This window comes from Deinococcus aquiradiocola, from assembly GCF_014646915.1.
In the GTDB taxonomy this organism is placed as follows: domain Bacteria; phylum Deinococcota; class Deinococci; order Deinococcales; family Deinococcaceae; genus Deinococcus; species Deinococcus aquiradiocola.
The window spans coordinates 292,092-314,977 of the sequence record NZ_BMOE01000003.1 but is presented as its reverse complement, the minus strand read 5'-3'; the positions used below and the strand labels follow the sequence as shown (position 1 = coordinate 314,977).

Sequence of the window (22,886 nt, the reverse complement as noted above, 5' to 3'; positions counted from 1 at the left end):
TAAATGCAGTATACCGGAGCGCACGCCATCGCCACCACCGCCCCTGCACGCACGGCCCGCCCTCCCCCCGGCCCGCCTGGACGAAACCTGTTATACGTATTCCGTCCACATCCCGGCCCGCCTGGACCGCGCTCCCCGCTCCCGCCCACCCCGCTCCCGCCCACCCCGCACCGCGAACACCGCGCGCGCCTTCCACAATCCGCCCTCGCCTGCCCCGGCCCCTGTCCCACGGCGCCGCAGGCGATCCCCGAGGCCCCCACCATGCGTACCCCCGACCCGCACCCCGACTCCGACCCCGGCACGCCCACCGGCACCCGCGCCCTGCTGGAGCGCATCGTGCACGACTGGCAGCACGCCAGCCCCGGCCTCGACCCCTCACCGATGCTCACCTACCTGCTCATCGACCGGCTCCACGCCGCGATGGAACGCCGCGTGAACCGCACCTACACCCCCAGCGGCCTGAACCCCGCGACCTGGGACCTGCTCGTCACCCTGCGCCGCAGCGCCCCGCCCGCCGGACTCACCCCCACCGAGCTGAGCGAACTGACCGCCATCACCGGTGCCAGCATCACCAACCGCATCGGCCGTCTCCTCGAACGCGGCCTGATCGAACGGAAGATCGACGACCTCGACCGGCGCTCCAACCGCATCCGCCTCAGCGAGCGCGGCCGCGCCCTCGCCGACCAGCTCATCCCCGAGCACCTCCAGAACGAACGCGAGATGTTCAGCGTCCTCACGGCGGACGAGATCCGCACCCTCGAAACGCTGGCCGGACGCCTCCTCGCCAGCCTCGAACCTGGCCCCACCCCCGAATGACCGGAACGAGAGAGGCGGGAACCTGTCACCGGGTTCCCGCCCCTTTCGTTTTCTGTGACCTGCCGCCTGCCTGATTACTCGTTCAGTTTACGCAGGGCCCAGCTCGTGAAGCGCGGCAGGAGGCGACCGTACGGCGGGAACAGGGATTTGCTGGGCGAATGCAGCGGTTCGTGCAGCACGGCGCGCTCGTGCGAGAACGCCCGGAAGCTGTACTCGCCGTGGTAGTTGCCCTGTCCGCTGGGTCCCACCCCGCCGAACGGCAGGTGCGGGTGGACGAACTGCACGACGGTGCCGTTCACGACGAGGCTCCCGCTGGACGTCTCGGTCCGGATGACGCGTTCGGTGGCCGCGTCGCTGCTGAACAGGTACAGCGCGAGCGGTTTCTCGCGCGTGCGGATGCGTTCCAGCGGGTCCTGCAGGTTCCGGTAGGTGATGACGGGCAGGACCGGTCCGAACAGTTCCTCCGCCATGACGGGCATGTCCTCCTGCACGCCGGTCAGGACGGTGGGCGACACGTAGCGTCTCGCCTCGTCGAAGGTGCCGCCGTAGTGGAGGGTGGCGCCCTGCGCGACGCTGCCCTGCGTCAGTCGGCGCAGGCGGGCCACGCTGCCCTCGTCCACCATGCGGCCGTACTCGCCCCCGACGCGCTGCCACACGGGGCCGCCGTACAGCGCCTCGGTCGCCGTCACGAGCCGCGCCGTGAAGTCCTGCGCGACGCGTTCGTGCACGTACACGTGGTCCGGCGCGACGCAGGTCTGTCCGGCGTTCAGGAACTTGCCCCACGCGACGCGGCGCGCGGCGACGTTCAGGTCGGCGCTCTCGTCCACGATGACGGGGGATTTCCCGCCGAGTTCCAGCGTGACGCTCGCGAGGGTCTGCGCGGCGGCCGTCATGACCTTGCGGCCCACGGCGGGACTGCCGGTGAAGAACACGTGATCGAACGGCAGGGCGAGCAGGTCCTGCGCGACCTGCGCGTCGCCTTCCACCACGGCGACCAGCGACGGCGGGAAGGTCTGCGTGACGATCTCGCGGATGATGCGGGCCGTGGCGGGCGCCTTCTCGCTCGGTTTCAGGATGGCAGTGTTCCCGGCGGCGAGCGCCCCGACGAGCGGCGCGAGGCACAGGTTCAGCGGGTAGTTCCAGGGGCTGAGGATCAGGGTGACGCCGCGCGCCTCGAACTGCACCTCGCTGCGGCCCAGGCCGAGGTTGGGTGCGCCCTGCACGCGGCGCGGTTTCATCCACTCGCCGAGGTGGCGGCGCGTGGCGCGCAGCTCGTCGAGCAGCGGGTGAATCTCGGTGATTTCCGCCTCGGCGCGGCTCTTGCCGAGGTCCTGCGCGAGCGCGGCCGCGATCCGGACGCGGTTCGCCTTGACGGTGGCGCGCAGGCGTGACAGCAGTTCGCTGCGCTCGGTGGCCGTCGTGCGCGCGGCGTGCCAGCGTTCGGAGCGCTGCAGGTCGAACAGTTCACGCAGCGCGGCGGGGGACGTGTCGCGCTGCGTGACGGATGCGGGGCCGGGCGGGGTGGGGGCGGGGCGGGCCGGGCGGGACGTGAACGGCTGCATGGCGACCTCCAGTGGCGACTCGGGCAGTGGCGACTCGGGCAGTGGTGACTCGGGGCGGGGACGGGACAGGCGCGAAGAAGATTGCACTCAGTCTAAACCATAACCGTGCGGCATGGATGTCCCTTCCAGCACCCGCCCCGGAGCGCGCCTCCCGCTCCGACCTCTCGGAACCCTCAAGGCCCACTCAGGAGCGCTTCGCTGTCGCCTGTCACAGTGAAGGCATGACCGACACCGAACGCAACCTGGATCTGAACGCCTACCTGCAGCGCGCCGAGCAGGCTGTCACGGACTTCGAGTTCGACGAGGGCCTGCATGTCGCCGCCCGCACCGCGCCGGGCGGCGGCGACCTGCTCGAACTGGTGGCCGAGAGCAGCAAGGGCAGCTTCACGTACCAGGCGAGACTCCGGGACCTCGCGGCACACGGGGACAGCTGGTTCCTGCGCCGCGGCCTGCGCAGCCTGAACGACCTGTACCGCGCCGGTCACCTCCCCCAGGGGCAGGACGCGGACCATCAGCTGCTGGAACCGCAGGAGAACTACGAGCGCTGACCCCGCCCGTCACACAGGTCACACAGAACGTGGCCCCGGAGCATCACTCCGGGGCCACGTCCTCGTGCAGTTCAGGCCGCCAGGGCCCGGCAGGCGTCCGCGCACGCCCGGCACGCCCGCGCGCACGCCTGGCAGTGCTCGTGACCGTGCCTGCCGCACTCGGCCGCGCAGCGGTCACAGGCCTCGGCGCACACCCGGCACGCCTCGGCGTGCAGCTCACTGCCGCGCATCAGCAGGCGCGCCGTGAAGGTGCACGCGTCCGCGCAGTCGCGGTCCAGACGGATGCAGGCCACCATCATGCCCACGTCCGGCTCGGACAGGCACGCGGACGCGCAGTGCTCGCAGGCCTGCAGGCAACGCAGGCAGGCGTCCAGACAGACCTGCAGTTCGGAACTCGTCATGATGAACCTCCAGGAAGGGTGAGTGGCGAGGCGAAGGGTGGCGTGACCCAGCGTACCCTCCCCGGCGCGCCCGCCGCCGCCACGCTGAAGGGACGCTCAAGGCCCTCGCGGGCCAGCACGGTACCTGATCCTCCCCCGGGGGGTCGCCGGAGGCCGCGTCCGTTGTCCGTCAGGGTGGTCCTCGCTGCGCGCCAGCACGCCCGGAAACAGTGTCAGCTTCATTCTTGACACCCCCTGGGGCGGGGTCTACCCTGAACGCATGACCACCGAACTGAAGATCACCGGCATGACCTGCGGCCACTGCCAGAGCGCCGTCACCAAAGCCCTGCGCGCCGTGCCCGGCGTCCAGAACGCCCAGGTGGACCTCTCGACCGGGCAGGCCATCGTCGAGGGCGACGCCGACCTGCAGGCCCTGGTGGCCGCCGTCACCGAGGAAGGCTACACCGCGCAGCGCGCCAGCACCCCCGCCGGCCTGCGGTGACCCTGACCTTCACGGCACTCCGGGAGTGTCCGCGAGGCGGGGTGTGGCGGAGCCGGAACGTGCGCCGCCTCACCCGCTCCTCCCTGAACCGGACTGTGGCTGCATGAATTCCCCGCACGCGCCGGACGGCGAGGGCACGCACCCGCACCTGTGCATGCCCGAAGATGCCCGTAAACGCGCGTCCAGACGCCTCGCCATCGCGCGCGGGCACCTGGAGAGCATCGTGCGGATGCTGGACGACCCGCACGTGTACTGCGTGGACGTGCTGCGGCAGATCAAGGCGGTGCAGGGCGCCCTGTCCGGTGCGGGCGAGGTCGTGCTGCGCGGGCATCTGGAAGCCCACGTCGCGACCGCCCACGAGCGCGGCGACACCACCGAGATCGTCGAGGAACTCATGGAAGCCCTCAAGTACACCTGATCCCGGCCTGAGCGGAAGGCTTGATACGGTTTTGAGCTGAACTTGTAGAGTTCAGCCGAGCGAAGCGAGTACCAAAAAGTACGGTTTGGAGGAGATGGAAGGGATGTCGGTGCTGTTTCCGGCATCCCTGGAATCGGATCAAAACCGTATGACATCCAGCCGAGCGGCACGCGGAGCCCTGATCGTCCCGGCCGGACCTGGCTTCGGACAGGAGGCGGGCCGTCGGAACGACCGACGAACGAAGGACCGCACACGGCGCCTGCCGGTGCGGTCCTCTCGTCTGGCCGGGGGCGCGCCCCGCTAGCCGCTGCGGGAGAGGCGTGTCTCCAGGCGGCGCTGCACGAGTTCCAGCACGCTGCTGATCGCCCAGTACACCAGGGCGGCCGCGAGGTAGGGTCCGAACGGTTCGAAGGTTCGGGCGATCACGAGCTGGGCGCTGCGCAGCAGTTCGACGACCGTGATGACCGACACGAGCGACGTGTCCTTCACGAGGCCGATCAGGGTGTTGCCGAGGCTGGGCAGGGCGACGCGGGCCGCCTGCGGCAGGATCACGGCCTGCATGGTCTGCGCGGGGCTGAGGCCCAGGCTGTACGCCGCTTCCCGCTGGCCGCGCGGGACGCTCTGGATGGCGGCGCGGATCGTTTCGGACAGGTACGCGCCCGCGTTCAGGGTGAGGGCGAGCACGCCGCCCTGCACGGGCGTGAGGACCAGCCCGACGCTGGGCAGGCCGTAGTAGATCACGAAGATCTGCACGAGCAGCGGCGTGCCCCGGATGAACGACACGTACAGGCCCGCCAGGGCGGCCAGGGGGCGTGGGGCGTACAGGCGGGCGAGGGCCACGAGCAGACCGAGCGGCAGGCCGAGCAGCATCGCGGCGAGCGCGAAGCCCAGCGTGAGGCGCGTCGCGGCGAGCAGGGTCGGCAGGGCGGCCCAGGCGCTCTGCAGCACGAGTTGGAACTGTTCCATTCAGGCGTGTCCTCGGGAGGGGAGAGGGGCGGGAGGGGAGTGCGGCCTGCTCAGCGTAGGGGGTGCGTGGCGGCGTGCGCAATCGGGCCGGGGTCCGGCCGGGGGGGCGGCACGGCAGTGGGGGAACGCGGACTGCTCTGCCGCGTTCCCCCACCGTGTGCCGGGGCGTGTCTGCCCCGCTCAGGTCTGCGCCGCTCAGGTCACGCGGCCGTCCGGGTCAGGCCCTGCCTCAGGGTTTGCTGACGTCCTGACCGAACCACTGGCGGCTGATACGGGCGTACGTCCCGTCGGCCTTGATCTGCAGCAGGGCGCGGTTCACGGCGGCCTGCAGGGAGGTGTTGCTCTTCTTCATGGCGATGCCGACCGATTCCGGCTGGCCGATCACGCCCGCGCCCTTGACGGGGAGGTTCTGGGACTTGATGAGGTACCCGACGAGCAGCCGGTCGTTGAAGGCCGCGTCGAGTCGGCCGGTGGCGAGGTCCGCGAGGTACTCGGGCGCGCCGGGGTACGTGACGACGTTGATGCCGCCCGCCGCGCGCAGCTGCGCTTCGAAGTTGCTGCCCAGGCCCACGCCGACGCGCTTGCCTTTCAGGTCCGCGAGGGTCGTGGGCGCGAAGGTGCCGGTCTTCTTGACGATGATCTGCGGGCTGCTGTACGCGTAGGGGGCGCTGAAGCCGATGGTCTTCTGGCGTTCGGCGGTGATGCCGACCTGGTTGACGACCACGTCGAACTTCCCGGCCTGGAGGCCGGCGAGGATGCCGCTCCATTCGGTGAGGACGAACTGGGGCTTCAGGCCGAGTTTCGCGGCGATGGCCTTGGCGATGTCGGTGTCGAAGCCGGTGAGGTTGCCCTGCGCGTCCTTGAAGGTGAAGGGGGCGTAGGTGCCTTCCTGGCCGATCACGAGGACGCCGGGGGTGAGGGTGCTGACGCTGGCCGCGCTGGCGGCGCCGAGCAGGGCGAGGGTGGCGAGGGGGATGAGGTGTTTCATGGGACTCCTGATGCCCGGAGGCGGATTGGTGTGGTGTGGCTCACGCTGGGCGTGGGCGTACGGCAACCGGAGCAGCCTACACCTGTTGATCTTTTTTGTAAACTACCCGTTCCTTCATCTGACGGGCCGGCGCCGCTGCGGGTGCGGTCCGGGCCTGCCGAACGTGCGTTGCACAACATTACGGTCTCCTGCAGGCGAGGTCAGCATGCCTTGGGACGCCCCTCACGTTGATGCGGGGGACCTCCCCGAGACTGTGAGGCATGAAACACATTCTGTTCCCGACAGTGGCCGACGCCGACGCCTTCATCAAGGACCTCCAGAACCAGGGCGCCGTGCGTCCCGAACTCGGTCAGATGACCGCCACCCGCCGCACGGCGAGCACCACGGCGACCACCGCCGACGTGACCCCCATGGAGGGCGGCACCGCTGAAGACGCCGGTGCAGGCGCCGTGAAGGGCACCGTTGCGGGCGCCATCACCGGTGTGGCCGCCGCCGTGATCGGCACGGCCGTCACCATCGGCACGGGCGGCCTCGCCCTTCCCGTCGTGCTCGGTATGGCGGCCCTCGGTTCCGGCGTCGGCGCTGCGGTCGGTGGCGTGGGCGGCGCGGCCGGTGTGGACGAGACGGGCACGGACCACCGCGCCGAACTCGACGACGACCACTACGATCGTCTCGACCGCAGCATCTCCGAAGGCGGCCGCGCGGTCGCCGTGGACGACAGCGTCCCGATGAACGTGCTGGAGCCCGTCATGCTCGCCCATCACGGCCAGCTGGTCTGAATCCGGCCGACCTGACTTCAGGTCTTCAGGAGCGCCCCGCCGATGTCGGCGGGGCGCTCTTCTGCGGTGGTGCAGGGCGCGGTTCATCACCGCGTCTCAGCGGCGGGACGTATGCTGATGTCAGGACGAGATGCCAGAAGGGTCCGTAAAAAACAGGTATCATTCTGTTGACAGCGTAGGTTGAACTGCCCCACTCCTCAGGAGGACGCACATGACCGAAGCAAGGCCGGAACCCCGCACCACCCTGCCCGACAGCCGCAAGACCGCCCCACACCGCGCCGAACGTGTCGGCCAGCCCTCACCGGACGACACCCTCGAAGTCACCCTCCGCGTCCGGCCGCGCCAGCCGCTCCCCGAACCCGGCACCGCCACCCCCGTCCTCACGCCCGCCGAGTACCTCGAACGGTACGGCGCCGACCACGACGACCTCGAACGCATCGCCGACTTCGCGCACGACCACCACCTCAGCGTCGTCCAGAGCAGCCCCGAACGCCGGACCGTCGTCCTCAGCGGCGCCCTCCACGACATGGAAGCCGCCTTCGGCGCCACGCTCCACCTCTACCGGCCGCTCGGCAGCGACGACCAGCCGAGTGCCGCCGCGCAGTTCCGCGGGCGAAGCGGCACCCTCAGCGTCCCCTCCCCGCTCGCACCGCTCATCGAAGGCGTCTTCGGGCTCGACGACCGCCCACAGGCCCACCCGCAGTACCGCTACGCCCGCCCCCCCACCCCCGAACCCGGCACCGCGCACCCGCACGCCTTCACGAACGGTTTCCCCGTCACCGCCCTCACCGCCGCGTACGCCTTCCCTGCCGGCACGGACGGCAGCGGGCAGACTGTCGCCATCATCGAACTCGGCGGCGGCTACCGGACCGCCGACCTGCGCGCGTACTTCAGGGCCGCCGGACTCCCCACCCCCCGCGTCACGGCCGTCAGCGTGAACGGCGCCCGCAACCGCCCCACCGGCGACCCCGGCGGACCGGACGGCGAAGTCATGCTCGACATCGAAGTGGTCGGCGCGTCCGCTCCCGGCGCGCGCATCGTCGTGTACTTCGCGCCCAACACCGACGCGGGCTTCCTGAACGCCGTCACCACCGCCGCCCACGACCCCACCCACCGGCCCAGCGTCATCAGCATCAGCTGGGGCGCGGCCGAGAGCAACTGGACGACGCAGGCCATGAACGCCATGACCGCCGCCTTCCAGGAAGCCGGTCTGCTCGGCGTCAGCGTCTTCTGCGCCGCCGGAGACGACGGCAGCAGCGACCGCGTGCCCGGCGGCCTCGCCCACGCGGACTTTCCTGCCTCCAGCCCCGCCGCGACCGGCTGCGGCGGCACGCGCCTCACCCTGCAGGGCGGCCTGATCGCCATGGAATCCGTCTGGAACAACGGCGTCCAGCAGGGCGCGTCAGGCGGCGGCATCAGCGACACCTACCCCCTCCCCGCGTACCAGTCGGGCGCGGGCGTCCCCACCTCCGCCAACCCCCCACACCGCGCCGGACGCGGCGTGCCCGACGTGAGCGCCGTCGCCGACCCGCAGAGCGGCTATCAGGTCCGCGTGGACGGCGTGGACACCGTCATCGGCGGCACCAGCGCCGTCGCGCCCCTCTGGGCGGGCCTCACCGCCCGGCTCAACCAGGCGCTCGGCACGCGCCTCGGCTTCCTGAACCCCGCCCTCTACGCCCACCCGGAAGCCTTCCACGACATCACCGTCGGCAACAACGGCGCCTACGCCGCCCGGACCGGCTGGGACCCCTGCACCGGCCTCGGCACCCCGAACGGCGAAGCCCTCCTCCAGGCGCTCCGCCGCACCTGATTGTCCCGTGCCCTGCCGCGTTCAGGTCCAGTCGCTGACGCCCGCCTCGATCAGGGTCCGTGCGCTCTGCCGGACCTCGGCGAACACGTCGCCGTCCGTGCGGTCCATCTCCAGCACGTGCCAGCGCACCCAGGGCGCGGCGCGGATCACGGCGAGGTTGTCGATCACGCCGCCGCCCAGCGGCACCTGGGCGGCGTCCGGTTCGGCCGGGCCGTCCTTGAGATGCAGGAGCCGCACGCGTTCGCCCAGCTGCCCGACGAGCGCGGCGGGCGACTGACCGGCCGTCTGTGCCCAGTACGCGTCCACCTCCATGAACACCTCGGGCCGGAGGGCCTGCAGCAGCGTGTCGTAGGCGCTGCGGCCGTCCGCGAAGACCGTCCACTCCCACCAGTGGTTGTGGAAGCCGAGCCGGACGCCGCGTGCCGCCGCGCGGTCCGCCGCTTCGTTCAGGGCGTCCGCGAAGCGCAGCGTGCCGTCCAGGGTGGACATCACGTCCCGTTCGAAGCCCGGCACCTCGCCCGGCCAGGAGATCACGACCGTCTGCACGCCGAGTGCTTCGATGGCGTCCAGCATGCTGTCCGCGTCCGGCCCGACCGGCGCGCCCGTGTGCGCGGACGACGCGCTCAGGCCGTGCTCGTCCAGCAGGCCTCTCAGGGCGGTGGCGCCGCTCACGCGGTCGGCGGCAGGCTGGTTGTTGCTGCCGACCCCGAACGGTTCCACGTACCGGAAGCCCGTCCGGGCGAGCCGGGCGAGCGTCCCGCCGGGATCGGCGGCGTACGCGTCGCGGAAGGTGTACAGCTGGACGGACAGGGTGCCTCTGCTGGGGTGTGTCATGGGGAGCTCCTGTGGCGTGCCTGAACGGGCACGCCGTGAGTGTGGCGCCGGGTCGGACAGCACCCGGATGGTGCCGTCACGGTGGAGTGAAGACCCGTGTCAGGCCGTGCCGTGGTCCTCGCACGTGACCCAGCGGCCGCCCGCGTGGTGACTGCGCAGCACGTCGCCCACGAAGGCCACGCCCTGCACGCCGTCCTCGACGGTCGGGTAGTCGGGCGTGTGCGGCTCGCCGCGCTCTAGGGCGCGCACGTGCCGGGCGACGCCGCTGTACACGTTCGCGAACGCCTCGATGAACGCTTCCGGGTGCCCGGCGGGCAGGCGCGTGGCGGCCTGCGCGGCCGCGCTCAGGCCCGGCCCGCCGCGCGTGAGGAGTTGCCGGGGGGCGTCCAGGCGGTCGTACACGAGCACGTTCGGGTCCTCCTGCCGCCAGCTGAGGCTGCCGAGCGTGCCGAACACCGCGAGCCGCAGGTCGTTCTCCCGTCCGATCTCGACCTGCGACGCCGTCAGCAGGCCCTTCGCGCCGCCGGGGTAGCGCAGCAGCACGGTCACGTCGTCGTCCAGGGTGCGGCCCGGCACGAATGAGGTCAGCTCGGCGCACACCTCGCACGCGTCCTGGCCCGTCACGTACCGCATGAGCTGTTCGGCGTGCGTGCCGATGTCGCCGAGCGCGCCGGCCGGGCCGCTGCGGGCGGGGTCGGTGCGCCAGCCCGCCTGCTTGCTCTCGGCCTCGGTGACGCTGCGGGCGAGCCAGCCCTGGTGGTACTCGGCGCTGACCTTGCGCAGCTCGCCGAGTTCGCCGCCCTGCACCATGTGCCGCATCTGGCGTACGAGCGGGTAGCCGCTGTAGTTGTACGTCACGCCGAACACCGTGCCCGCCTGCCGCACGGCCTGACGGAGCGCGAGGGCCTGCGTGACGGTGTGCACGAGGGGCTTGTCGCACACGACATGGAAGCCCGCCTGGACGCACGCGAGCGCGACCGGGTAGTGCAGGTGGTTGGGCGTGACGATGCTGACCACCTGCACGCGTTCGGACGGCGGTTTCGCCAGTTCGCCCGCGATGAGCGCCTCGTGGCTGGGGTAGCTGCGCTCCTCGGTCAGGCCGAGCGCGAGCCCGGAGGCGCGGGCCTTGTCCGGCGTGCTGGACAGGGCGCCCGCCACGAGTTCGTACTGGCCGTCCAGCCGGGCCGCCATGCGGTGCACCGCGCCGATGAACGCGTCCTGTCCGCCGCCCACCATCGCGAGGCGCAGCGGGCGCGGGCCGGGGGTGACGGCGCTCATTTGCGCTCGAAGGCCGCGTCGAAGGCGACGGCCGAGGCGGGAAAGTCGAGGCGGCGCACGTACGCGGCGCTCTCGGTGGCGCCGTGCACGCGGTCCATCCGGGCGTCCTCCCACTCCACGCTGAGCGGTCCGGCGTAGCCGACGTCGTTCAGGGCGACGATCACGTCCTCGAAGCGGATGTCGCCGCGTCCCACCGAACGGAAGTCCCAGTAGCGGCGCGCGTCGCCGAAGTCGGTGTGCCCGCCGAAGACGCCCACCTCGCCGCTGCCGTGCCCCCACCACACGTCCTTCATGTGCACGTGGAAAATCCGGTCGGCGAACGTCCGGATGAAGCGCACGTAGTCCACGTGCTGGTACCCGAGGTGGCTGGGGTCGTAGTTGAAGCCGAAGCGCGGGTGGCCGTTCACGGCGTCCAGGGCGCGCTGCGCGGTGGCGAGGTCGAAGGCGATCTCGGTCGGGTGGACTTCCAGCGCGAAGTTGATGTCCTCCCGGTCGAAGGCGTCGAGGATGGGCGTCCAGCGGCGCGCGAAGTCCGTGTAGCCCGCGTCCCAGTACGCCTGATCGGTGGGCGGGAAGGCGTACAGGCTGTGCCAGACGCTGCTGCCGGTGAAGCCGTTGACGGTCTTCACGCCGAGTTTCGCGGCGGCGCGCCCGGTGTCGATCATCTCCTGCGCGGCGCGCGTCCGGACGCCTTCGGGCTCGCCGTCGCCCCACACGTGTGCGGGCACGATGGAGCGGTGGCGGGCGTCGATGGGGTCGCACACGGCCTGCCCGACGAGGTGGTTGCTGATGGCGCGGCACTGCAGGCCGTGCGCGTCCAGCAGGTCACGGACGCGCGTCACGTAGGTGTCGTCCCGCAGGGCGGCCTGCACGTCGAAGTGGTCGCCCCAGCAGGCGAGTTCCAGGCCGTCGTACCCCATTCTCCGGGCGAGCGGCGCGAGTTCCGCGAGCGGCAGGTCCGCCCACTGGCCGGTGAAGAGCGTGACGGGGCGCGTCACCGCGTCACCGCCTGCAGCCACTCGGGCTGTTCGGGAAGGGCGGCGGGACGTTCGGGGCGGCTGTGCACGTCGAGCGGCTGTCCGGCGTCGGCGGACTCCAGCACGCGGTGCATGACTTCCAGCACGTGGTACGCGAGGTCGCCGCTCGCGCGGTGCGCTTCACCCCGCTCGGCGGCGGAGAGCAGGTCCGCGAGCCCGATGCCGCGTGAGTTCTCGGCGTAGGGGCGCGTGACGGGCAGTTCCTCCCAGGTGCGCGTCCCGAGGCGGCAGATGCGGACGGGACCGCCGAAGGTGTTCGGGTCGGGGACGCTGATGGTGGCTTCCGTGCCGTAGATCTCGATGCGCGGCACCTCGCTGCCCGGCACGTCGAAGCTCGCGATGAAGGTGCAGGGCACGCCGCCCAGCTGGAGTTGAGCGGTGACGTGCGTGGGCGTGTGCACGGCGATGCGCTCCCCGCGCCGCGATTCGTGCCCGGCGACGCGTTCCGTGAAGGCGCTCACGGCGCTGCCGCTCACGCGGGTGACGGGGCCGAGCAGGTTCACGAGCGCCGTGAGGTAGTAGGGGCCCATGTCGAAGAGCGGCCCGGCGCCCGGCTGGTAGAAGAAGGCGGGGTTGGGGTGCCAGCTCTCGGGGCCGCTCCCCATGAAGAACGCGGTCGCGGCGACGGGCCGCCCGATCAGGCCGCCGTCGATGGCGGCGCGGACCGTCTGCAGGCCCGCGCCGAGGAAGGTGTCGGGCGCGCAGCCGACGCGGCGACCGGCCGTCCGGGCAGCCTGCAGGACGCGCATGCCGTCGTCGAGGGTCACGGCGAGCGGTTTCTCGCTGTAGGCGTGCCGTCCGGCGGCCAGGATGTCGAGCGTGACGGCGGCGTGCGCGGCGGGCGGCGTGAGGTTCACGACGGCCACGAGGTCCTCGCGGGCGAGCAGGGCGTCCAGGCCGAGGACCGGGACGCCGAACTCCGCGCCTCTGGCTTCGGCGCGGGCCGTGTCGAGGTCGGTGATGGCGGCCACCTCGAAGAGGTGCAGGTCGCGCGCGGCGCGCAGGTAGGCGGCGCTGATGTCGCCGGTGCCGATGATGCCGATTCGGGTCATGGATGGTCCTCCGTGGGTGGGCGGGTCAGGCGGGTGGATCAGGCGGGGCGGGTGTGTGGGGGCGGCGCGGTCGATTCACGCACCGCGAGTTCGGTGGGGAAGGGCGGCGGGAGGGTGACGGGCTGGCCGTCCACCAGGTCGATCAGCATCTGCACGGCCGTCTCGCCCATGTGCTGCAGCGGTTGCCGGACGGTGGTGAGGCCGGGCCGGGACGCGGCGGCGATCGGCAGGTCGTCGAAGCCCACGATGCTGAGGTCCTGCGGGACGTGCAGGCCGAGGTCCTGCGCGACGTGCATCGCGCCGAGGGCCATCGCGTCGCCCGACACGAACAGCGCGGTGGGCGGGCGGGGCAGGGCGAGCAGCGCGCGGACGGCGACCTCGCCGCTCTCCTTGAGGTAGTCGCCGTGCTGGACGTAGCCCTGCGGGACGTCCAGTCCGGCGAGGGCCATGCTGTCGTGGTAGCCGCGCAGGCGTTCGGAGGCGTCGTCGCGGTCCCAGAGCTGCGCTTCGGGGGTGTCGCCGCTCAGGATGTTCTCGGAGTGCAGGCCGCTCACGAAGCCGATGCGGGTGTGGCCGAGCGCGAGGAGGTGCTGCATGGCCTGGCGCGCGCCGCCGTAGTTGTCGACCACGAGCGGCAGGTCGCTGGGGCCGTCCACGCTGACGACGTGCTGTGGGAGGTGCAGGCGGCGCACGCGGCCCCGGCGGGACGGCTGGATGAGGAGTGCGCCTGCGGAGAGTCGGCTCATGACGCTCAGGTCGGAGGTGTTGCGTTCGCCGATCATCATGACGACGAGGTCGTAGCCGAGGCGTTCGGCGGCCTGCGTGGCGCCCTGCAGCACTTCGGAGACGTACGGGAGGTTGAGTTGCGGCGCGATGACGCTCAGCAGGCGGTTGCGGCCCCCGGCGAGGGCGCGCGCCATGGGGTTCACGCGGTAGCCGGTCGCTTCGATGGCGTCGAGGACGCGCTGGCGGGTGGTGGGGCGGACGCTGGTCTTGCCGTTGACGACGTTGGAGACGGTCATGACGGACACGCCCGCGCGGCGGGCGACGTCGTTGATGGTGACGCTGGTGGGGGCGGGCGGGGTGGGGTTCACGGTCATGGGGGACCTTCGGGACCGGGGGTGGGCCGGAGTGCTGCCGGGGCGGGCGGGGGTGGCGGAGGTGGAGCGAATTGGGACGGGGGTTGCATTGTGGCTGTTGTAGCGTTACATTATAGCGGTACACACAACTTGTCAAACCGCTCCACCATCCACCACGGCTCCTGCTGCGGTTCGTGCTGGACGCCACATCTGCCGGTCCCCTCCCGCGTCCGCCCACCCGGCGGGCCACCGCGCCGACCGCCGGGAATGTAACGCTACATTTCACGGCCCGCGCCCCACACCCGTACAGCCCCCTCCCCGACCAGCCCCACACCCGCTGCACGGCCAGAACCGCACATCCCCTCACCCGGAGGTTTCCATGAACAGACGCGCCCTGTCCCTCACCCTGCTGCTGAGCGCCACCCTCGGCACCGCCCTCGCCGCCGAACCCAGAACCACCTTCAACGTCGTCAACACCGCCCCCTTCTCCGGCAAGAACTACAACCCCTTCACGCCCGCCGCCAACCACCTCCCGCCCACCCTCAGCGCCATCTACGAATCGCTCTTCTACGTCAACGCCCTCGACGGCAAGGTCAACCCCGTCCTCGGCACCAAGTACACCTGGAGCAAGGACAACAGGACCCTCACCGTCACCACCCGCAGCGGCGTCAAATGGAGCGACGGCCAGCCGTTCAGCGCCGCCGACGTCGCCTTCACCTTCAACTACCTCAAGGCCAACCCCGGCCTCGACCTGACCGGCATCTGGAAGAACGGCGTCAAGAGCGTCACCGCCCAGGGCGCGAACACCGTCGTCATCGCCTTCGACAAGGTCAACGTGCCCGCCTTCTACTACATCGCGCACCTGCCCATCGTGGCCGAACACAACTGGAAGGACGTCAAGGACCCCCTCACCTTCACCAACGACACCCCCATCGGCACCGGACCCTTCGTCGCCGAGACGTACAGCACCCAGGCCGTCCGCGTCCTCAGGAACACCTCGTACTGGATGCCCGGCAAGCCCGCCGTGGACGCCGTCGCGTGGTTCGCCACCAACGGCAACGACGCCTCGCTCCTCAAGATGCTCAAAGGCGAAACCGACTACGGCTACATCGCCGTCCCCGACCCCAACAAGGACTACAAGAACAAAGGCGCGAACTTCACGTACTGGTGGCCCGTCAACAACCTCAACGCCCTGTACCTCAACACCACCAAGGCCCCCTTCGACGACGCCGCCTTCCGCCGCGCGCTCGCCATGGCCATCAACACCAAGGAAGTCGCCGACAAAGCCTACGCCGGCGTCGTCCCGCCCGCCGACCCCACCGGCATCATCCCCGGACAGCAGAAGGTCTGGAAGCCCGGCACGGCCGCCACCCTCGCCCCCAGACTGAACGTCGCGGCCGCCGACGCCGCCCTCACCGCCGCCGGATACAGGAAGAACGCCCAGGGCCAACGCCTCGGCAAGGACGGCAAACCACTCCCCGCCTTCAAGATCCTGGTCGGCAGCGGCTGGACGGACTTCATCACCATGGCGCAGGTCATCGGCGAGCAGCTCAAACCGCTCGGCATCTCCACCAGCATCGACCAGCAGGTGTTCGCCAGCTACGCCGGGTCCTTCCAGACCGCCACCTTCGACACCGGCGTCAGCTGGGGCTGGGGCAGCGGCCCCACCCCGTACAACCTGTACTACCAGTCCTTCAGCCCCGAATTCAGCGCGCCCGTCGGCAAGACCGCCAGCAGCAACCTCTCGCACTTCACCGACCCCGCCCTCACCAAGGCCATCGACAGCTTCAGCGCCACCAGCGACCCCGCCCAGCAGAAGGCCCTGATGAGCACCATGGTCACGACCGTCATGAAGAACCAGCCGTGGATTCCCCTCACGGCCCGCACGAGCTTCAACGTGTACAACACCGCCAAGTTCACCGGCTTCCCCGACGCGCAGAACCCCTACAACGAAGGCAGCCCCAGCGACCAGGTCGGCGCGCGCCTGATGTTCCTGAACGTCAAACCCAGGTGACGCGCAGGCGGGGGCGCCGCAGCGGCCGCCCCCGCCCCGACGGGACGGCACGCGTCCCCGCTTCTCCCTTCCCGCCGGGCCGGGCGGTGACGCACGCACCGCCCGGCCGGCACGCGGACCACTGGAGTGTCCCTCATGGCGTACATCCTGCGTAAATTCGGCATTCTGGTCTTCACCCTCTGGGTGGCGGCCACGCTGAACTTCATCCTGCCGAGGCTGGTGCCCGGCGACCCGGTCGGCGCGATGATGGCCCGCTACCAGGGCCAGCTCACGCCGGACGCCGCGCAGGCCCTGCGGATCGCGTACGGCCTGACGGACCAGGGCAGCGCCCTCACGCAGTACTTCACGTACCTGAACAACATGCTGCACGGCAACTTCGGGCGTTCCGTCAGCCAGTTCCCGTCGCCCGTCACGGACATCATCGCGCAGGCCGCCCCGTGGACCATCGGGCTGCTCGGCGTGACGACCGTCCTGTCGTTCCTGATCGGCTCGGCCCTCGGCCTGTACAGCGCGTGGCGGCGCGGCACGTGGCTCGCGAACATCCTGCCGCCGCTCGCGCTGTTCGTGAACGCCATGCCGTACTTCTGGTTCGCGCTGCTGCTCATCTACTTCCTGGCCCTCAAACGCGACGTGTTCCCCATCAGCGGGAACCTCGACCCCTTCGTGGGCGACGCGTTCACGCCCAAGTGGTGGACGAGCATGCTGCGGCACGCGGCGCTGCCCGCCATCACCATCGTCGTGACGGCGGCGGGCGGGTGGCTGATCACCATGCGCAACAACGTCATGAGCGTCCTCGGCGAGGACTACCTCGCGTTCGCGCGCGCCAAGGGCCTCAGCGAGCGCCGCATCGTGAACCGCTACGTGCTCCGCAACGCCATGCTGCCCAGCCTGACGGCCTTCGGGATGGCGCTCGGCTTTGTGGTGGGCGGCTCGATCCTGGTCGAGACGGTCTTCAGTTACCCGGGCCTGGGCTTCTACCTGTTCACGTCCGTGAACGCCAAGGACTACCCGCTGATGCAGGCGCTGTTCCTGATGATCGCGGCGGCCGTGCTGATCGCAAACTTCCTGGTGGACCTGCTGTACGCCGTGCTGGACCCGCGCGTGCGTGACGGGAGGCCCGCGTGACCGTCCTCGCTCCTGCCCGTCCCGCCCGGCCCGCCGCGCGCCTGCGCTGGCTGCGGGAAGGCACGCTGGGCCTCATCTGGCGTTCCCCGCAGGCGCGAACCGGTCTGATCATGCTGCTGGTGCTGGGCGCCATGGGCGTGTTCGCGCCGCTCCTCACCCGCCACGACCCCAGTGCGGGCACGTACGGCACCATGCTCCCGCCGTCCGCCGCTCACCTGCTCGGCACCACGGCGCTCGGGCAGGACATCCTCGCGCAGCTGCTGTACGGCGCGCGCCTCACGCTGCTGATCGGGCTGGCGTCGGGCGTCATCGCGACCCTGATCGGCACGACCGCCGGTCTCGCCGCCGCGTACTACGGCGGGCGGGTGGGGGAGGGCATCAACCTCTTCACGAACGTGATCCTGGTGCTGCCCGGCCTGCCGCTCCTGATCGTCGTGAGTGCCTTCCTGAGCGGCGCGGGGACCGGCGCGATCATCCTGGTGATCGCCCTGACCGGCTGGCCGTGGGGCGCGCGCGTCCTGCGCTCGCAGGCCCTGACGCTGCGCGACCGGGACTTCATTCACGCGGCCGTCATGACCGGCGAGAGTCCCGCCCGCATCATCTTCCGGGAGATGCTCCCGAACCTCGCGGGCATCATCGCCGCGAACTTCTTCAGCACCGCCCTGTACGCCGTGCTGAGCGAGGCGGCCCTGTCGTTCATCGGCATCGGCGACGTCAGCAAGGTCACGTGGGGCACCATGCTGTACTGGGCGCAGGCCAAGCAGGCGCTGCTGCAGGGCGCGTGGTGGTGGGTGGCCGCGCCCGGCCTGGGCATCGCGCTGCTCGGCACGGCCTTCGCGCTGCTGAACTTCGGGATCGACGAGGTCAGCAACCCCAGGGCCAACCACGCGCGCGGCGCCACCCGCATCCTGCGCCGCCCGGGCAGCGCCGCACGGACCACCCCGGACGACGGGGCCCTGCTCGCCGTGAACCACCTGGACGCCGGGTACGAGACCCCGGCCGGCCCGGTGCGCGCGGTGCGGGACGTGACGCTGCACGTGCAGCCGGGCGAGTTCGTGGGCCTGGCGGGCGAGTCCGGCTGCGGCAAGAGCACCCTGGCGTTCGCCGCGACGCGCCTGCTGGACGCGCCCGGCGCGGTGTTCGGCGGCGAGTCGCGCCTGTCCGGCGTGGACCTGCTGGGCCTGACGCCCGAGGAACTCCGCCGGGTCCGCTGGAAGGAGTACTCGCTGGTGTTCCAGGCGAGCATGAACGTCCTGAACCCCGTCATCAAGGTGCGCGAACAGGTGTACGACGCCATGCAGGCGCACGGCGTGACGGACCCTGCCACGCTGGACGCCCGTGCCCGCGAACTGTTCCGGCTGGTCGGCATCCGCGAGAGTTACCTGGACGCCTACCCGCACCAGCTGTCCGGTGGCATGAAGCAGCGCGTGGTGATCGCCATCGCCCTGGCCCTGGAACCGAAGCTGGTCGTCATGGACGAACCCACCACGGCCCTTGACGTGGTCGTGCAGCGCCAGATCCTGCAGGAGATCGACCAGGTGCGCCGCCGGCTGGGCATCAGCATCATCTTCATCACGCACGACCTGTCGCTGCTGGTCGAGATGAGCGACCGGATCGCGATCATGTACGCCGGCGAGATCGTCGAGGAAGCCCCGGCGCAGGAGATCTACACCCGGCCGAAGCACCCGTACACGCAGAAGCTCATGACGGCCTTCCCGCCGCTCTCCGGCGCGAAGGAACGCCGGGACGGCATTCCCGGCCGCCCGCCCTCCCTGGCCGTGGAGCTGCCAGGCTGCCCGTTCTTCGAACGCTGCCACCTGCGGATGCCCGGCACGTGCGACACGCACCGGCCCGCCCGCGCCGAGGTGCGGCCGGGCCACACCGTCGCGTGCTTCCTGCACTCGCCCCTCACCGGTGACGCGGACCCGTCCGGCCGGACCCTGAACGGAGGGCAGCATGTCCTTGCGAGCGACTGACACGGCCCCCCACCCCATCCCGCCCGGCCCGTCCGCCGCGCCTGCCCTGCAGGTGGAGGGCCTGACGAAGACCTTCCGGGTGGGCCGCTCGGGGCGCAGCATCACGGCCGTGAACGACGTGAGTCTCAGCATCGCGCGCGGCGAGGTGCTGGCCCTGGTCGGCGAGTCCGGCAGCGGCAAGAGCACCATCGCCCGCCTGATCGCGCACCTGTACGAGCCTGACCGCGGCACCGTCCGCATGAACGCCGCCGTCATCCCCAACCGCCTGCGCGGCAGCGGCCTGAAACGCTTCCGCAAGGACGTGCAGATGATCTTCCAGGACCCGTACGGGAGCCTGAACGGCCTGAACTCCATCGGGTACATCCTGTCGCGGCCCGTCATCAACCAGGGGCTCGCGCGCGGCGCGGCGGTGCAGGAGCGCGTGAACGCCCTGCTGGAGCGCGTGGGGCTCGCACCCGGCGCGGAATGGGCCGCGAAACGCCCGCACCAGCTGTCGGGCGGGCAGCGGCAGCGCGTCGTGATCGCGCGTGCCCTGGCGACCGAGCCGCAGCTGATCCTGGCGGACGAGCCGACCAGCGCGCTGGACGTGTCGATCCGGCTCGACATCATGAACCTGCTGCTCGACCTGAAGGATCAGGAGGGACTGAGCATGCTGTTCATCACGCACGACCTGTCCGGCGCGCGCTACATGGCGGACCGCGTGGCCGTGATGTACACCGGGCACATCGTGGAGATCGGTCCGGCGGACGCGGTGATCGGCGCGCCGCAGATGCCGTACACGCAGCTGCTGCGTTCGGCCGCGCCGAAGCCGGAGGAGAGCCTGCGGGCCGAGCGGGTGGAGGCGCGCGGCGAGGTGCCGGACCTGACGAACCTGCCGCCCGGCTGCCCGTTCGAGCCGCGCTGCGCGCACGCCCGCGCCGCGTGCCGCCAGAGCCTGCCGAGGCTGTACGAGGTCGCGCCCGGCCACCTCGCGCGCTGCATTCTGCACGATCCGGTGCTGGCCGCGCAGCCGCCGCTGCGTCCGGACCCGTCCTCGGCGTAGCGGCGGGGGCCTGGGCCTGGCGTGGTGCCGGGACCGGCCCTGTACACTGACTGAAACGATTCAGAGCGGCCCGGCCGCCCACCCACCCCGCCCCTCCACACGAGGTACCCCGCATGACCGACACGCTCCAAGGCCCACACACCCACCCCGACCTCCACGACCTCCTCGACCGGATGACCCTCGAAGAACAGGTCTCGCTGCTCGCCGGAGCGGACTTCTGGCGCACCGCCGCCGTCCCCCGCCTGAACATCCCGCAGCTCAAGGTCAGCGACGGCCCCGCAGGCGTGCGCGGCGGCGGCCCGCTCGTCGGCGGCGTCAAGACCGCCGCGTACCCCGTCGGCATCGCGCTCGGCAGCAGCTGGAACGTGGACCTGCTGCACGAGATCGGCGCGTCCCTCGCCCGCGAAGCGCTCGACAAGGGCGCAGGCGTCCTCCTCGCCCCCACCATCAACGTGCTGCGCTCCGCCCTCAACGGCCGCAACTTCGAGAACTACGCCGAGGACCCCGTCCTCACCGGCAGGCTCGCCGTCGCCTACGTCCACGGCCTCCAGCAGAACGGCGTGGCCGCCACCCCCAAACACTTCGCCGGCAACGAGAGCGAATACCAGCGCGGCACCATCAGCAGCGACATCCCGGAACGCGCCCTGCGCGAACTGTACCTGCGGCCCTTCGAGATGGTCGTACGTGAAGCCGACCCCTGGGCCATCATGACCGCCTACAACCGCCTGGACGGCGTGTACTGCAGCGAACACCCCTGGCTGCTGCAGACCGTCCTGCGCGAGGAATGGGGCTTCACGGGCCTCGTCATGAGCGACTGGGGCGGCACGCACAGCGCCGCCGAAAGCACCCGCGCGGGCCTCGACCTCGAAATGCCCGGCCCCGCCAGGGCCCGCGCCGACCTGCTGCAGGAAGCGCAGCGCGACCCCGCCACCGCCGCCGCCGTCCGCGAACGCGCCCACGCCGTCCTGCGCCTGATCGAACGCACCGGCACCTTCACGCACCCGCGCGACGTGAGCGACGCCGCCGAACGCGACACCGACCACCCAGGCACGCGCGCCCTCATCCGCCGCGCCGGTGCCGAAAGCATGGTGCTCCTCAAGAACACCGGCCTGCTGCCCCTCGCGCCCGGCCGGACGGTCGCCGTGATCGGCCCGAACGCGAGCGCCGCGCAGATCATGGGCGGCGGCAGCGCCCAGATGAACGCCCACCGCGCCGTCTCCCCCCTCGACGGCCTGCGCGAATCCGGCCACGCCACCCGCGTCAGCACCGCCGTCGGCTGCGACAACGACAAGTACCTGCCTGTCCCGCAGGTGCCCGTCCGCATCACGTACCGCGCGCAGGAAGGCGGCGCCGAGACGGCCCGCGACGAGCGCAGTCAGGCGGAAGTCATGTGGTTCCAGTACCCGCAGGGCGTCGACCCCCGCGCCTTCCACGCCACCCTCACCCTCACCGTCCACGCCCCGCACGACGGCACGTACGACTTCAGCCTCGCCAGCGCAGGCCACAGCCGCCTGCAGCTGAACGGCGACACGCTCGTCGACAACTGGGAGGCCTGGACGCCCGGCGCCACGTACTTCGGGTTCGGCTCCGACGAGGTGCGCGGCCAGCGCCACCTGAATGCCGGACCACACGAACTCGTGGTGACCTTCAGCCCCAACGACTTCCAGAACGGCATCGCGGGCTTCAACGCCGTCCGCGTCGGCTTCCGGCCCGAACCCGCCGAGGACAGCGTCCGGCAGGCCGCCGCGCTCGCCGCGCAGGCCGACTACGCCGTCGTGTGCGTCGGCACCAACGGCGACTGGGAAACCGAAGGCGTCGACCGCTGGGGCCTCGACCTGCCCGGCCGCCAGAACGAACTCGTGCAGGCCGTCCTGAACGCCAACCCCCACACCGTCGTCCTCCTGCAGACCGGAGGTCCCGTCACCATGCCGTGGCTCGCCCGCGCCCCCGCCGTACTGCAGGCCTGGTTCCCCGGCCAGGAGGCCGGACACGCCATCGCCGACGTGCTGTACGGCCACGCCGACCCCGGCGGACGCCTCCCGCAGACCTTCCCCGCCACCCTCAAGGACGACCCCACCCACCCCCTCACGCCGGACGTGCAGTACCCCGGCGAGAACGGCCACGTCGAGTACCGCGAGGGCCTGTACACCGGCTACCGCCACGTGGACCGGCACGGCGTCACGCCCCTCTACCCCTTCGGGCACGGTCTGAGCTACACCACCTTCGAAGTCTCCAACGCCCAGCTGAGCGCCCCCACCCTCACGGCAGGGGAGAGCGTCACCGTCCACGTGCAGGTCAAGAACACCGGCACCCGCGCGGGCAGCACCGTCGTGCAGCTCTACGTCCACGACCGCGAGAGCCGCCTCGAACGCCCGCACAAGGAACTCAAGGCCTTCGCCAAGATCCACCTCGATCCCGGCCAGATCGGAAGCGTCACACTGCCCGTCGGCATGCGCGACCTCGCGTACCACGACCCGGCCGCGCACGCCTGGGTGGCCGAAGCGGGCGACTTCGACCTCCTGATCGGGCAGAGCAGCGCCGACCTGCCCCTCACCGTGCACCTCACCCTCGACACGCCCTGGAGCGAACCCACGCGCTGAGCCCGACATGCTGCTCCGCCCGCCGTCGGGGCGAACGCCGCCGTGCCGGGTCGCGTGACGGTCCGGCCTCCCCCTGGTCA

General features: G+C 71.1%; 20 protein-coding genes. 11 read left to right on the top strand and 9 right to left on the bottom strand.

Annotated elements, in window-relative coordinates:
- The first annotated feature begins 261 nt into the window (after window positions 1-261).
- On the top strand, window positions 262-816 hold the full coding sequence (locus tag IEY33_RS06980; protein WP_188961552.1) for a MarR family winged helix-turn-helix transcriptional regulator: 555 nt from the start codon (window positions 262-264) through the stop codon (window positions 814-816).
- 74 nt (window positions 817-890) lie between these two features.
- Here the strand turns inward: IEY33_RS06980 and IEY33_RS06975 are convergent, their stop codons facing one another.
- Window positions 891-2,378 carry an aldehyde dehydrogenase family protein gene (locus IEY33_RS06975; protein ID WP_188961551.1) on the bottom strand — a complete coding sequence of 496 codons (1,488 nt, stop codon included), beginning with the start codon at window positions 2,376-2,378 and terminating at the stop codon, window positions 891-893.
- 221 nt (window positions 2,379-2,599) lie between these two features.
- Between IEY33_RS06975 and IEY33_RS06970 the strand changes: the two genes are divergently transcribed.
- Window positions 2,600-2,926: a hypothetical protein gene (locus tag IEY33_RS06970; protein ID WP_188961550.1), complete on the top strand. Its 327-nt coding sequence runs from the start codon at window positions 2,600-2,602 to the stop codon at window positions 2,924-2,926.
- Window positions 2,927-2,997: 71 nt separating this feature from the next.
- Here IEY33_RS06970 and IEY33_RS06965 read toward each other — a convergent pair whose 3' ends face one another.
- Window positions 2,998-3,327, bottom strand: coding sequence for a four-helix bundle copper-binding protein (locus IEY33_RS06965; protein WP_188961549.1), 330 nt, complete (start codon window positions 3,325-3,327; stop codon window positions 2,998-3,000).
- A 259-nt stretch (window positions 3,328-3,586) separates the two neighbouring features.
- Here IEY33_RS06965 and IEY33_RS06960 point away from each other — a divergent pair, with 259 nt between their 5' ends.
- Window positions 3,587-3,808, top strand: coding sequence for a CopZ family metallochaperone (locus tag IEY33_RS06960; protein ID WP_188961548.1), 222 nt, complete (start codon window positions 3,587-3,589; stop codon window positions 3,806-3,808).
- A gap of 103 nt (window positions 3,809-3,911) precedes the next feature.
- The gene (locus tag IEY33_RS06955; RefSeq protein ID WP_306415600.1) at window positions 3,912-4,226 is read left to right on the top strand and encodes a metal-sensitive transcriptional regulator; all 315 of its coding nucleotides are present in this window, start codon (window positions 3,912-3,914) and stop codon (window positions 4,224-4,226) included.
- Between the two features lie 300 nt (window positions 4,227-4,526).
- Here IEY33_RS06955 and IEY33_RS06950 read toward each other — a convergent pair whose 3' ends face one another.
- Together IEY33_RS06950 and IEY33_RS06945 are read right to left on the bottom strand one after the other, a co-directional pair.
- Entirely contained in the window at window positions 4,527-5,192 is a 666-nt protein-coding gene (locus IEY33_RS06950; protein WP_188961547.1) for an amino acid ABC transporter permease, read from the bottom strand.
- A 229-nt stretch (window positions 5,193-5,421) separates the two neighbouring features.
- Window positions 5,422-6,180 carry a transporter substrate-binding domain-containing protein gene (locus tag IEY33_RS06945; protein ID WP_188961546.1) on the bottom strand — a complete coding sequence of 253 codons (759 nt, stop codon included), beginning with the start codon at window positions 6,178-6,180 and terminating at the stop codon, window positions 5,422-5,424.
- A gap of 260 nt (window positions 6,181-6,440) precedes the next feature.
- On the opposite strand from IEY33_RS06945, the gene IEY33_RS06940 reads away from it, so the two are divergent.
- The gene (locus tag IEY33_RS06940) at window positions 6,441-6,959 is read left to right on the top strand and encodes a hypothetical protein (protein WP_188961545.1); all 519 of its coding nucleotides are present in this window, start codon (window positions 6,441-6,443) and stop codon (window positions 6,957-6,959) included.
- A 211-nt stretch (window positions 6,960-7,170) separates the two neighbouring features.
- Window positions 7,171-8,769 (top strand): S53 family peptidase, encoded by a 1,599-nt coding sequence (locus IEY33_RS06935; protein ID WP_188961544.1) that lies wholly within the window; start codon window positions 7,171-7,173, stop codon window positions 8,767-8,769.
- A 21-nt stretch (window positions 8,770-8,790) separates the two neighbouring features.
- On the opposite strand, the gene IEY33_RS06930 is transcribed toward IEY33_RS06935, so the two are convergent.
- From IEY33_RS06930 to IEY33_RS06910, 5 genes are all read right to left on the bottom strand, one after another.
- Window positions 8,791-9,603, bottom strand: coding sequence for a sugar phosphate isomerase/epimerase family protein (locus IEY33_RS06930; RefSeq protein WP_188961543.1), 813 nt, complete (start codon window positions 9,601-9,603; stop codon window positions 8,791-8,793).
- Between the two features lie 99 nt (window positions 9,604-9,702).
- On the bottom strand, window positions 9,703-10,881 hold the full coding sequence (locus IEY33_RS06925; RefSeq protein WP_188961542.1) for a Gfo/Idh/MocA family protein: 1,179 nt from the start codon (window positions 10,879-10,881) through the stop codon (window positions 9,703-9,705).
- The gene (locus IEY33_RS06920) at window positions 10,878-11,879 is read right to left on the bottom strand and encodes a sugar phosphate isomerase/epimerase family protein (protein WP_188961541.1); all 1,002 of its coding nucleotides are present in this window, start codon (window positions 11,877-11,879) and stop codon (window positions 10,878-10,880) included. The genes IEY33_RS06925 and IEY33_RS06920 overlap by 4 nt, the downstream gene beginning before the upstream one ends.
- Window positions 11,876-12,970 carry a Gfo/Idh/MocA family protein gene (locus tag IEY33_RS06915; protein ID WP_188961540.1) on the bottom strand — a complete coding sequence of 365 codons (1,095 nt, stop codon included), beginning with the start codon at window positions 12,968-12,970 and terminating at the stop codon, window positions 11,876-11,878. Before IEY33_RS06915 ends, IEY33_RS06920 begins: the two co-directional genes overlap by 4 nt.
- Window positions 12,971-13,008: 38 nt before the next feature.
- Complete coding sequence (locus IEY33_RS06910) at window positions 13,009-14,070, bottom strand: LacI family DNA-binding transcriptional regulator (protein WP_188961539.1); 1,062 nt, start codon at window positions 14,068-14,070, stop codon at window positions 13,009-13,011.
- Between the two features lie 358 nt (window positions 14,071-14,428).
- Here IEY33_RS06910 and IEY33_RS06905 point away from each other — a divergent pair, with 358 nt between their 5' ends.
- From IEY33_RS06905 to IEY33_RS06885, 5 genes are all read left to right on the top strand, one after another.
- A complete protein-coding gene (locus IEY33_RS06905) occupies window positions 14,429-16,063 on the top strand; it encodes an ABC transporter substrate-binding protein (protein WP_188961538.1) in 1,635 nt (544 codons plus the stop codon).
- Between the two features lie 135 nt (window positions 16,064-16,198).
- Window positions 16,199-17,188, top strand: coding sequence for an ABC transporter permease (locus tag IEY33_RS06900; RefSeq protein WP_188961537.1), 990 nt, complete (start codon window positions 16,199-16,201; stop codon window positions 17,186-17,188).
- The gene (locus tag IEY33_RS06895) at window positions 17,185-19,164 is read left to right on the top strand and encodes a dipeptide/oligopeptide/nickel ABC transporter permease/ATP-binding protein (protein WP_229670845.1); all 1,980 of its coding nucleotides are present in this window, start codon (window positions 17,185-17,187) and stop codon (window positions 19,162-19,164) included. Before IEY33_RS06900 ends, IEY33_RS06895 begins: the two co-directional genes overlap by 4 nt.
- Window positions 19,151-20,206 carry an oligopeptide/dipeptide ABC transporter ATP-binding protein gene (locus tag IEY33_RS06890; RefSeq protein ID WP_229670844.1) on the top strand — a complete coding sequence of 352 codons (1,056 nt, stop codon included), beginning with the start codon at window positions 19,151-19,153 and terminating at the stop codon, window positions 20,204-20,206. The genes IEY33_RS06895 and IEY33_RS06890 overlap by 14 nt, the downstream gene beginning before the upstream one ends.
- Before the next feature lie 113 nt (window positions 20,207-20,319).
- Window positions 20,320-22,806 (top strand): glycoside hydrolase family 3 C-terminal domain-containing protein, encoded by a 2,487-nt coding sequence (locus tag IEY33_RS06885; RefSeq protein WP_188961535.1) that lies wholly within the window; start codon window positions 20,320-20,322, stop codon window positions 22,804-22,806.
- The last annotated feature ends 80 nt before the right edge of the window (window positions 22,807-22,886 follow it).